Below are 11,358 nucleotides of genomic sequence, written 5' to 3' on the forward strand. Positions count from 1 at the left end.
TGCTGGTGCATCGCATCGCGTGGCTGTGTCTGGTCGAGGGCGTCTCGCCGTACAGCGTGCTGGCGGTCACCTTCACCAACAAGGCGGCCGCCGAGATGCGCGGGCGAGTGGAATCATTGCTCGGCGCCTCCACGCGAGGCATGTGGGTAGGCACGTTTCACGGCCTTTCGCATCGGCTGTTGCGCTCGCACTGGCGCGAGGCACGGCTGCCGGAGACGTTCCAGATTCTCGATTCCGATGACCAGTATCGTCTGGTAAAGCGGGTGCTCAAAAGTCTGGAGCTGGACGAGGCGCGCTGGCCGCCTCGCCAGACGCAGTGGTACATCAACGCGCGCAAGGACGAGGGCCTGCGCCCGCAGCAACTGGAAGATACCGGCGACCCAATCAGCCGCCAACTGGTGCGGATTTACACGGCTTACGAGAACGCGTGCCAGCGCGCCGGGCTGGTCGATTTTGCCGAACTGCTGCTGCGCTCGCTGGAGATGCTGCGCGACGACTCTAGACTCCTCGCCCATTACCGGGAACGTTTCCGTCACCTGCTGGTGGACGAATTTCAGGATACCAACGCCATTCAATATGCCTGGCTGCGCCTGCTCGCCGGCGAGAAGATCCCGATCTTCGCGGTGGGCGACGACGATCAGTCGATCTACGGCTGGCGCGGCGCCCGGATCGAAAACATCCAGAGTTTCAGCCGCGATTTTCAGCATACGAAGACCTTCAGACTGGAGCAGAACTATCGCTCGACCGCGAAGATTCTGGCCGCCGCCAATGCGCTGATCGACCACAATCACGGCCGCATGGGCAAGCAGCTCTGGACCAGCGGCGACAAGGGCGACGCGATTCAGGTCTACGCGGCATATAACGAGCAGGACGAAGCCCGCTTCGTCGCAGACCGGCTCACGCAGTGGGCGGAGCAGGGCCAGCCGCGCCGCGAGTCCGCAATCCTCTATCGATCCAATGCGCAGTCGCGCGTGTTCGAAGAAGTCTTCATGGCGCGCGCAATTCCGTATCGCGTTTACGGCGGGTTGCGCTATTTCGAGCGCGCCGAGATCAAGGACGCGCTGGCGTATCTGCGGCTTTCCTCCAATCATAACGACGACGCCTCGTTCGAGCGCGTGGTGAACCTGCCGACCCGCGGCATCGGCGAACGGACAATTGCGGAGTTGCGCGGTCACGCGCGCGCACGAAACGTAACCCTGTGGCAAGCGGGGCAGTCGCTGGCTAGTGAGGGGGCTTTAAGCGCCCGCGCCGCAAACGCGTTGCTGGGGTTCGTGCGGCTGATAGAAAACTTGAGCGTCGCCATCGCGGGCCTGCCGCTGCACGAGCAGGTCGATCACGTGATCCAGCACAGCGGTGTCAAGAAACATCACGGCGCGGAGGGCGGCGAGAAAGGCCAGGCGCGCATGGAAAACCTCGATGAACTGGTAACCGCCGCGCGCGGTTTCAGGCTGGACCCGGATCAGCACGGCGACATGACGCCGCTGGACGCCTTCCTCGCGCACGCCGCGCTGGAGGCGGGCGAAGGTCAAGGCGAGGCTTATCAGGACTGCGTGCAGCTTATGACCCTGCACGCCGCGAAGGGGCTGGAGTTTCCGCTGGTGTTCATGGTCGGCATGGAAGAAGGCGTGTTCCCGAGCAAGATGTCCATCGACGAGCCGGGACGTCTCGAAGAAGAACGCCGGCTCTGCTATGTCGGCATTACCCGCGCGCGCCGGCAACTGGTGATTACGTATGCGGAATCGCGGCGTCAATACGGCGCTGAGAGCTACAATCCGCCGTCGCGCTTTGTCGGCGAGCTGCCGCCCGAACTGATGCTCGAAGTCAGGCCCAGGGTAATGATCAGCCAGCCGTTGCGGGCGCGCCGCACCGCCACGCCGCAGGCCGAGAGCGAGAACGGCATTCGCATCGGCAAGCGGGTCGCGCACGCGAAGTTCGGCGAAGGCGTGGTGCTGGGCAGCGAAGGCCAGGGCCGCCACGCGCGCGTACAGGTCAATTTCGAGCGCGCGGGATGCAAGTGGCTGGTGGTGGAATACGCGAATCTGCAGACGCTATAGACATCGGCCCGCTATCGGCCGCAGACCCGCCGCCCTTTAATCGCGTGGCAGGATCTCAAAACGCGACTATAATCAGGTATGATCCTTTAGCGACTAAGGGACATATTGTAGCGGCTACCGCCTGGCGGAAAGACCAGTGTCGCTGTTGAGGCATGAACTGCCCGGGGGCGCCGATCGATTATGAACAATGTAATACCACTGATACCTCGCAATGCCGGCCGCAACCGCGGCTCGCACAAACCCGCGAGCTTGCGCGTAACCTCCGAGGGTGCGCCTGACTGGAGCGGCGATCGTGTCGCCAGGCAGGGTCGGCATCCACCAAGCGTACTCATCGTTGACGATCAGTTCACTGGCCGCAAAATCCTGGAGGGGGTGATCCAGAGCATTGACCCCGCGCTGCTGGTGGATAGTTTCGCCGATCCCTACGAGGCGTTACGCCACGCCGGCCGACACCCGCCGGATCTGATCCTGACCGATTACAGAATGCCGGATTTAAACGGTGTTGAGTTCACCCGGCGCTTACGCACCATGCCCAGCTGCATAGACGTGCCGGTAGTGGTCGTTACGGTGGTTGATGATCCCGAAGTGAAGTACCAGGCGCTGGACGCGGGCGCCACCGATTTTCTCGTGCGCCCGATCGATCAATACGAATGCCGCGCCCGCTGCCGGAATCTGCTGACCTTGCGCCGGCAGCAGAAAATCATCACCCACCGAGCGCAGTGGCTGGAGGAACAGGTCTCGCTTGCAACCCGGCAGATTCGCAATCGCGAACGCGAAACGCTGTTACGGCTCGCCAAGGCCGGTGAATACAGGGATGAAGGCACCAGCCACCACGTGTTGCGCATGGCAAAAATCGCGCGGCTGATCGCCGAGCAGATGGGGCTGTCGGCGGCGGAATGCGACGAGATCGCGCTGTCGGCGCCCTTGCATGACATCGGCAAGATCGGCATCCCCGATCAGGTACTGCTGAAGCCGGGCGAGCTGACGCCGGCGGAGTGGGCGATCATGAAAATGCATACCTCGATTGGTCACCAGATACTAAGAGACAGCGCGTCGCGTTACATCCAGCAGGGCGCGGTAATCGCATTGAGCCATCACGAGCGCTACGATGGCGGCGGCTATCCCAACGGTCTGCGCGGCGACGCCATCCCATTGACCTCGCGCATCGTCTCGGTGGCCGATGTTTATGACGCGCTGACCACCAGACGATCCTACAAGGAAGCCTGGCGTCGCGAGGACGCGCTTCAGTATGTGACGGAACAGTCGGGTCACCACTTCGATCCGCAGTGCGTCGACGCCTTCATCGCTCAACTGGCCGAGATCGACAGAACGGCAGAGGGCGCGTGTCTACCCGAGACCTAGCCGTTATGGAATAGGCGGGGGTATCCGACATGCTGGCAAGGCTCAAGGCACGATTGTCCGGCCGCCCGGACAGCGAACACGAGCAGGCCATCCTGCGCGTGATCATCGTGTTTGTAGTATTTGTCTACTTCCTTTCCCCGCTATACGCCAACGGGATCGATAATCCCACAACGTTATTCGCCGCGCGCATCGCGGTGAGTCTGGTGCTGGGTTGCGCTGTAATCATCTTGCTGACGATTATTTGCTGGCCCGGCAGATCGGTTGCACGGCGCTTTATCGGGATGCTTCTCGATCTCGGCGCCACCTCATACGGTATGGCGTAAGCGGGGAAACCGGGTTTCCGCTCATCGGGCTTTATTTGTGGGTAACGATGGGCAACGGATTTCGTTACGGCACGGGTTTCCTGGCCGCGGCGACCATCCTCAGCATTATTGGATTCTCAGCGGTTTCAGTCCTTAGTGATTACTGGGCCGCGCACCGTACGCTGAGTACCAGCATGTTGATTGTCCTGACCGTGTTACTGATGTATATGGCAACACTGCAGCGCAAGCTCAACGATGCTATCGATACCGCGACCCTGGCCAGTCGCGCCAAGTCGCAGTTCGTGGCGAACATGAGTCACGAATTGCGCACGCCGCTCAACGGGGTCATCGGCATGAGCGATCTGCTGATCGACACGCCGCTGAACACCGAGCAGCGAGAAATCACGCACACCATCCACGCCTCCGCGCACACACTTCTGGGCCTGATCGAGAACATCCTCGACCTCTCCAGGATCGAGGCCGGCAAGCTCAATATCGAGATCGCGGATTTCGATCTGCACCGGCTGATGCGCGACACCGCGCTTCTGTTCGAGCCCCAGGCGCGCAAGAATGGGTCGGTGTTCGCGGTTTACGTCGCGCCGGAGACGCCGTTTATGCTGCGCGGCGACGCGGCGCACATTCATCAGGTGCTGGTGAATCTCATCGGCAACGCCATCAAGTTCACCACCACCGGCCGCATCGACGTCAAAGTGGCGCCAGTGACCGATGACGTCGCCGACACGCTGAAGCTGCGTTTCGAGGTAATCGACACCGGTATCGGCATTCCGCAAGCCGCGCAGATGCGGATATTCGATACGTTTACCCAGGCGGACACTTCCACCTCGCGTCGTTACGGCGGCTCCGGGCTGGGCACCGCCATCGCGCGGCAACTGGTGCAGCAGATGGGTGGGCAGATCGGCGTACAGAGCAGCGAAGGCGTGGGCACCAGGTTCTGGTTCGATCTGCCATTCGAGCGAAGGGTGGCGGTCCGCCAGGACGGTGTAATCCTGGACTCGTTGCGCCGCGTACGCGTGCTGGCGATCGCTGATGCGGCGCTGGCGGCCGAGATCGAGCCGACGCTGGACGGCTGGCGGCTTGCGCACGAGTGTGTGCGGGACGCGGCACAGGCCTTCGCCAGCCTGGCGCAAGCCTCGGCGCAGCAGTCGCCGCATCGGGTGGTGCTGGTGCAGCGGCGACAGATCGATATCGCGCCGGAGCGCTTCGCCCTGGCCGCACGCAGATTGCAGCCATCCGGAAAAATTTCACTGTTGCTGATCGATGCCAACGACGACGCACAGATGGTAGAAAAATGGCTGCGTTGCGGATACAGCGCGGTGCTACCGGAACCGCTGGACCAAACGCTGCTGTTCAACGCCATTCACGCCGCACATACGGATTACGGGCCACAGGAAAACGTGGTCTCGCTGGCCGATCATTATCGACAGTCAGGCGCCGGTCAGCGTTTCACTATTCTGGTCGCCGAAGACAACGAGGTGAACCAGAAAGTCATCAAGGGCATTCTGGAGCGGGCCGGGCACAAGGTTCACGTGGTGGAAAACGGAGAGCTGGCGCTCGACGCCCTGGCGCACGGGCAAACGCGCTTCGATTTGTTTATCGCGGACATGCAGATGCCGGTGCTCAGCGGCATCGATGCGGTCAAGGCTAGCCGCTTCATCGACACGCGCGGGGAATTACCCGTGATCATGTTGACCGCGAACGCGACCCGCGAAGCCATGGATCAGTGCAAGGAGGCGGGTGCGAATGCATTCCTCACCAAGCCAGTCGACGCTCGAAAACTGCTGGATACCATTGCCGCGCTTATGATAACGGGCGGGGTTGGGTCCCCGCAGAGAGCGGCGACTCAGACAAGCCCGGCAACAGCAACATCGCACAACGCTGACATGCAACTGGACGAGTCCGCGCTGGATCGGTTGAGCCAGCTGGGTTCCGGCCGCAACTTTGTGCGCGAACTGGTGGAAGGCTTTACACGCGACGGCGCGCGGCTCATGGCGAGTGTACGCCATGCTGTGGCCGAGCAGGACTATCCCGAGTTTCAGGACGCCGCGCACGCGCTCAAGGGCACCGCCAGCGAGCTGGGCGGCACGCAGCTGGTCAGGCTCTGCGTCGCCGCCCAGCAGCTCAAACCTTATGAGATGTCCACCCCCATGTCCTCCGAGCTGGCTGCCCGTATCGAATCATGCTTCGATAGCACCTGTATAAAGCTGACGGAGTACGTCGACCGCCCGCGCAACGTCATGCGCTGATGGTGCCGCGCTCGCTGAATTTCTCCTGACGCTGTGCGCTTACGTTGCGGCCGCGGCCGGTCTGACGCGCCACCAGACGTCCCATCATGCGCAGATCGCGCGACTCCAGACGCAGCGCGGCGTCCACCCAGATTTCGGCGATGTCGATGAGTTCCTTGTAGCTGACCCCATTGATGCGATCTTTCGCCGCGCGCAGTGCGCGATACCCGTTCGCGGAGCGATTTTCCCGGCGAATGTGATCGTATACGGCCATCTCGCCCTGCAGGTCCTCGGCCAGCACGTCCACCACGCCCATCTCGTACAGCTCCTCAGCACCGTAAATCTTTCCGCTCAGGATGATTCGCTCGGCGCGCGCGCTGTCCAGCTTGCGGCTCAGCAGGCTGTAGGCGCCCATGCCGGGAAACAGATTGAACAGGACTTCGGGGAAACCCATCCTGGCGCCGCGCTCGGCAATCAGTACATCGCTGGATATGGCGGTCTCGAAGCTGCCGCCCAGGGCATCGCCTTGCACGAGTGAAATCGTTGTAATGCCGCGGTTGAAATGAGCATATTTCCGTACAAGGCGTCGATACAGGCCTTTGCATACTCATACAACGCAGCCTTGTTTCTGGCTCGGATCAGCGCCGTAAACAAACCGAGATCTCCGCCCAGGTTAAAGACGGCAGGTACGTTCGAGGCAAGCACGTGATAACGGATATCCCGTCCTTCGGTAGCATCGGAACCCATCGCTTTACACCACTGGTACAGCTCGGCCAGCAATGACGGCGTGAAACAGGGGCGCGAAGTCCCCTGCATATAGCACCACATGAGTCGGTACTTCTCATCGTAAAAGGTTTCCAGCTGCGAGTAATCCGGAGTTTCCCGGTGAACGAGCGAAATCAGTGGATTGCGGACGTTATTATTCATTGGGCACCTGTATCTTATCTGGGTTGGTGAATGGGGCTTGCGGTGTCTTCCTCGGCTTGCGCGTAGACGCTGCCGCCGAACCGATCGGCGCGTAATCAAGGATAAGTCGCGATCGCGTCGGTAGGGATATTTTTCCCGTTACTTTGGAGCAGGCGTAGCAAAAAAACTGACGAGCGGCATTGAAAACTAAAGACGGGTACGAAAGTGCGAGCCAGGCGATTTCGGGTATCGCCTGGGAGGCGCGAACCGGTCCTTGCGCTGACTGCAAGAGGGCGGTTTTAAGTCCGCTAAAAAGCGGATGCGTGCTCGATACGATCGATCAGAATCAGCTTGAATTCGTCCGGGTCTTTCGTGTGCGTGATATGCCCGGTGCGCGGAAAATGCTTGTCGTAAAGCCGTGACAGCCAGAAGCGCAGCGCGGCCGCACGCGTCATGACGGGCCAGGCGCGGCGCTCCACCGGCAACAGCGGACGCGCTTCGTCGTAGGCGGTAAGGAGTGCGTCGATCTTCGACGCGTCGAGGCTGCCGTCGCGTTTGCTGCACCAGTCGTTGGCGGTGATCGCCAGGTCGTACATGAAAGCGTCGGCGCAGGCATAGTAGAAATCGATAACGCCCGTAAGCGCGTCGCCCATGAACATCGCGTTGTCGCGGAACAGATCGGCGTGGATGATGCCACGCGGCAGCCCCTCGAATCGGTCCTGGCGCTGAAATTGCAGTTCCGCGTCCAGAAGCCGCGCATCGCTGTCGGTCAGACGCGTGTGCAGCACTTCACGCACCGCCAGCCACCAACCGTAACCGCGATCGTTTTCGCGGTGTCCCTTGAAGCCCCGCGTGGCGAGGTGCAGACGCGCCAGCACGTGTCCGACGGCCTCGCACTGTTGAAGATTTGCAATGATTGGGCTTGCTCCGCGTAACCTGCGCACCAGCGCGGCGGGTTTATCGTTCAACTGCTGCAGGAAATCGCCATGCCGATCGGCAATCGGATGGGCGCTGGGAAGGCCGTGTTCCGCGAGATGCGCCGTAAGATTCAGAAAAAACGGCAATTCGTATGCCGCGTGCTTTTCAAACAAAGTCAGCACAAACTGGCCACGCTCGGTAGTGACGAAGAAATTGCTGTTCTCGATCCCCGCACTGATGCCGCTGAATTCCACCAAGGCGCCTTCGTCGTAAAGGCTCAAGAAAGCCTTGAGTTGTGGCCGGTTAACTGGTGTATAGACGGACATAGAATTCTGAGGTAACAATGTAACGGGAACCCTTACGGGTGTCGGCGGACGCCCGGCTGTGAGGACCAGGTTTTGCGCGGTCACAATTCCAGCAGACGTTCGCGCTCCTCGGCCGATGGCTCGAAGCCACGATGCTCGTAATGCTCAAAGATCGCTTCCACCACTTCGTCCGGGCTATCCACTACTGTGAACAGGCCGACATCGGCGGGACTGATGACCCCCTCGCTGACCAATGTTTGTTTGAACCAGTCGATCAGGCTCGCCCAGAACTTCGCGTGCACGAGGATAATGGGTATGCGCGCGGTTTTGCCCGTCTGCACCAGGGTCAGGATCTCGGCCAGTTCATCCAGGGTCCCGAAGCCGCCGGGCAGCACCACGTAGGCGGATGCGTATTTGACAAACATAACCTTGCGGGTAAAAAAATGGCGAAAATGCAGGCTGATGTCCTGATAGCCATTGGTGCCCTGCTCGTGCGGTACCTCGATATTGAGGCCGACGCTGGGCGACTTGCCGGCCCATGCACCCTTGTTGGCGGCCTCCATGATGCCCGGCCCGCCGCCGCTTACGACGGCGAAGCCGGCGTCCGACAAGGCGCGCGCGATATCCTCTGCGAGCCCGTAATAGGGGTGGTCGGGTAGCACCCGCGCCGACCCGAAGATGCTGACCGATGGCTTGATCCGCGCGAGGCGCTCGAAGCCATCGACAAATTCGGCCATGATCTGAAAGACTTTCCAGCTTTCCCGCGTCAACAGACTATTGTCGGCTGGTGCCAGGCCGGGATGAGATGCGCGCGTGTTTTGATCCATAATCCGTGCGGCTGAGCGTAAAGCGACATGATAACCTTGAAGAATTGATCGCACTAGGATCAGTCTCCGGCCACCGGCGAAGCGCGGGCCCGTAATGACCTCAATTTCAGGCAAGCCCCTCGTCCTGGTCGATGGGTCGTCCTATCTTTATCGCGCGTTCCACGCGCTGCCGCCGCTGACCAACGCCGCCGGCGAGGCCACCGGCGCGATCTACGGCGTGGTCAATATGCTCAAGCGATTATTGAACGACTATCGGCCCGATTACATGGCCGTCGTATTCGACGCCAAGGGCAGGACTTTCCGCAGCGACCGCTACGAACAGTACAAGGCCACCCGACCACCCATGCCAGACGAGCTGGGCGTTCAGATCGAGCCGTTGCACAGCATTATCGAAGCCATGGGCCTGCCGTTGCTGTGCATCCCCGGCGTGGAAGCCGACGACGTGATTGGTAGCCTGGCGCGCGAAGCGGAAGCCGGGAATATGCCCGTGGTTGTCTCCACCAGCGACAAAGATCTGGCCCAGATTGTCAGCGCGCACGTGACCCTGGTGAATACCATGAGCGGGCGTTGCCTGGACGTGGACGGTGTCGCCGAGCGGTTCGGCGTGCCACCGGAGCGCATGGTCGATTATCTGGCGCTGGTCGGTGACACGGTAGACAACATTCCCGGCGTGCCGGGGGTCGGGCCGAAGACCGCGGCGAAGTGGTTGCAGGCTTATGGTTCGATGAGGGCGGTGATCGAACACGCGGGCGAGATCAAGGGCAGAATCGGCGAAAAGCTGCGCGCGGCGCTCGCCGATCTGCCGCTGTCATACGAGCTTGCGACCATCAAGTGCGACGTGCCGCTGGCGCTGGCGCCGCGCGATCTGGGCATTAAGCCGCCGGACACGGAGCGCCTGCGCGCGCTATACCAACACTATGAATTCAAGGCGTGGCTGGCAGCACTCGACAAGGACCCGGATGCCGAGACACCGATTGAGGCGCCGAGTCCCGCTCCCGATCAACGCGACCAGCGCGATCAATCGCGCGCCGAAGAACCGCGGGCCGACGAAGCTGGTGAGTACGAAACCATTCTGACCGACGCGCAGTTGGACGCATGGCTGGACAGACTTGCGGCGGCGGAGCTGGTCGGCTTCGATACGGAAACGGACGATCTAAATTATGCCAGGGCGCGCTTGGTCGGCATGTCCTTCGCGGTTCAGCCCGGACAGGCCGCTTACCTTCCGCTGGCGCACGACTACCCGGGTGCGCCGCCGCAGCTGGACTTCGATCTGACCCTCGCGCGGCTCAAGCCCTGGCTTGAAAACCCGTTAAAGCTAAAAGTGGGTCATCACCTGAAATACGATCGTAACGTGCTGTCCAATCATGGCGTCACGCTCGCCGGTATCGCACACGACACGATGCTGGAGTCGTACGTTTTGAACTCAACGCAGAGCCGGCACGACCTGGATACCTTATGCGAGCGCCACCTGCGGCACACCAACATTCATTTCGACGATGTCGCCGGCAAGGGCGTAAAACAACTGACGTTCAATCAGGTTGCGCTGGAGCTGGCCGCGCCGTACGCGGCCGAAGACGCGGATATGACATTGCGCCTGCACCGCCATTTCTGGCCGCGACTCAAGGCGCTGGCGCCTTTGCGCGCGCTTTATCAGGGCATAGAGATGCCGCTGGTGCCGGTTCTCTCGCGCATGGAATCCGGCGGTGTGCTGATCGATGCGGTACAGTTGGCCGCGCAGAGCACCGAGTTGGCCACGCGTATGGCGGAGGTCAAGCGCGCCGCATTCGAGGCCGCCGGCCAGCCGTTCAACATCGGATCACCTAAGCAGATTCAGGAAATCCTTTACGACAAACAGGGTCTGCCGGCACGGCGCAAAACGCCCAAAGGCCAGCCATCCACCGCTGAAGACGTGCTCGCGGAGCTGGCGCTCGACTATCCGTTGCCGCGCCTGATTCTCGATCACCGCGGTTTGAGCAAGCTGAAATCAACATACACCGACAAGCTGCCGAGGCAAGTCAACGGACGCACCGGCCGGGTTCACACGTCTTATCATCAGGCGGTGGCCTCGACCGGGCGGCTGTCATCTTCCGAACCCAATTTGCAGAACATCCCGATCCGTACCGCGGTAGGGCGGCGCATTCGCCAGGCGTTCATCGCGCCGCCGGGTTACGCGATTCTGGCCGCGGACTACTCTCAAATCGAGTTGCGTATCATGGCGCACCTGTCGGGGGACGCGGGCCTGCGCGCGGCGTTCGACGAGGACAAGGACATTCATCGCGCCACCGCCGCCGAGGTATTCGGCGTACAAACCGAGCTTGTGACCGGCGACCAGCGGCGCGCGGCCAAGGCGATCAACTTCGGCTTGATCTACGGCATGTCCGCGTTCGGGCTGGCGCGACAGCTGGGTATCGATCGCGGCGCGGCGCAAGACTACGTCAACC

Annotated in this window: 7 protein-coding genes and 1 pseudogene; 5 read left to right on the top strand and 3 right to left on the bottom strand. The window is 61.4% G+C overall.

The window, feature by feature from the left end:
• From uvrD to H0V34_06385, 4 genes are all read left to right on the top strand, one after another.
• On the top strand, positions 1-2,054 hold a 2,054-nt coding region (uvrD, locus tag H0V34_06370; protein ID MBA2491336.1), incomplete at its 5' end, for a DNA helicase II.
• A 180-nt stretch (positions 2,055-2,234) separates the two neighbouring features.
• Entirely contained in the window at positions 2,235-3,416 is a 1,182-nt protein-coding gene (locus H0V34_06375) for a response regulator (GenBank protein MBA2491337.1), read from the top strand.
• A gap of 29 nt (positions 3,417-3,445) precedes the next feature.
• Positions 3,446-3,739: a hypothetical protein gene (locus H0V34_06380; protein MBA2491338.1), complete on the top strand. Its 294-nt coding sequence runs from the start codon at positions 3,446-3,448 to the stop codon at positions 3,737-3,739.
• A gap of 47 nt (positions 3,740-3,786) precedes the next feature.
• Positions 3,787-5,982 carry a response regulator gene (locus tag H0V34_06385; protein MBA2491339.1) on the top strand — a complete coding sequence of 732 codons (2,196 nt, stop codon included), beginning with the start codon at positions 3,787-3,789 and terminating at the stop codon, positions 5,980-5,982.
• Here H0V34_06385 and H0V34_06390 read toward each other — a convergent pair.
• The 3 genes and pseudogenes from H0V34_06390 to H0V34_06400 form a co-directional block, all read right to left on the bottom strand.
• Positions 5,972-6,888 (bottom strand): annotated as a pseudogene (locus H0V34_06390) (crotonase/enoyl-CoA hydratase family protein). The gene H0V34_06385 and the pseudogene H0V34_06390 sit on opposite strands and share 11 nt — an antisense overlap.
• A 287-nt stretch (positions 6,889-7,175) precedes the next feature.
• Positions 7,176-8,111 (bottom strand): homoserine kinase, encoded by a 936-nt coding sequence (locus H0V34_06395; GenBank protein ID MBA2491340.1) that lies wholly within the window; start codon positions 8,109-8,111, stop codon positions 7,176-7,178.
• A gap of 80 nt (positions 8,112-8,191) precedes the next feature.
• Positions 8,192-8,917, bottom strand: a complete 726-nt coding sequence (locus H0V34_06400; protein ID MBA2491341.1) for a TIGR00730 family Rossman fold protein — start codon at positions 8,915-8,917, stop codon at positions 8,192-8,194.
• 94 nt (positions 8,918-9,011) lie between these two features.
• On the opposite strand from H0V34_06400, the gene polA reads away from it, so the two are divergent.
• The coding region (gene polA, locus H0V34_06405) for a DNA polymerase I (GenBank protein MBA2491342.1) at positions 9,012-11,358 on the top strand (2,347 nt) is incomplete at its 3' end.

The sequence above is a fragment of the Gammaproteobacteria bacterium genome, assembly GCA_013696315.1.
In the GTDB taxonomy this organism is placed as follows: domain Bacteria; phylum Pseudomonadota; class Gammaproteobacteria; order JACCYU01; family JACCYU01; genus JACCYU01.

Excerpts from the sequence above, each read along its gene's own strand:
- H0V34_06375 (MBA2491337.1), top strand. The coding sequence starts at position 2,235 with ATGAACAATGTAATACCACTGATACCTCGCAATGCCGGCCGCAACCGC.
- H0V34_06380 (MBA2491338.1), top strand. The coding sequence starts at position 3,446 with ATGCTGGCAAGGCTCAAGGCACGATTGTCCGGCCGCCCGGACAGCGAA.
- H0V34_06385 (MBA2491339.1), top strand. The coding sequence starts at position 3,787 with ATGGGCAACGGATTTCGTTACGGCACGGGTTTCCTGGCCGCGGCGACC.
- H0V34_06395 (MBA2491340.1), bottom strand. The coding sequence starts at position 8,111 with ATGTCCGTCTATACACCAGTTAACCGGCCACAACTCAAGGCTTTCTTG.
- H0V34_06400 (MBA2491341.1), bottom strand. The coding sequence starts at position 8,917 with ATGGATCAAAACACGCGCGCATCTCATCCCGGCCTGGCACCAGCCGAC.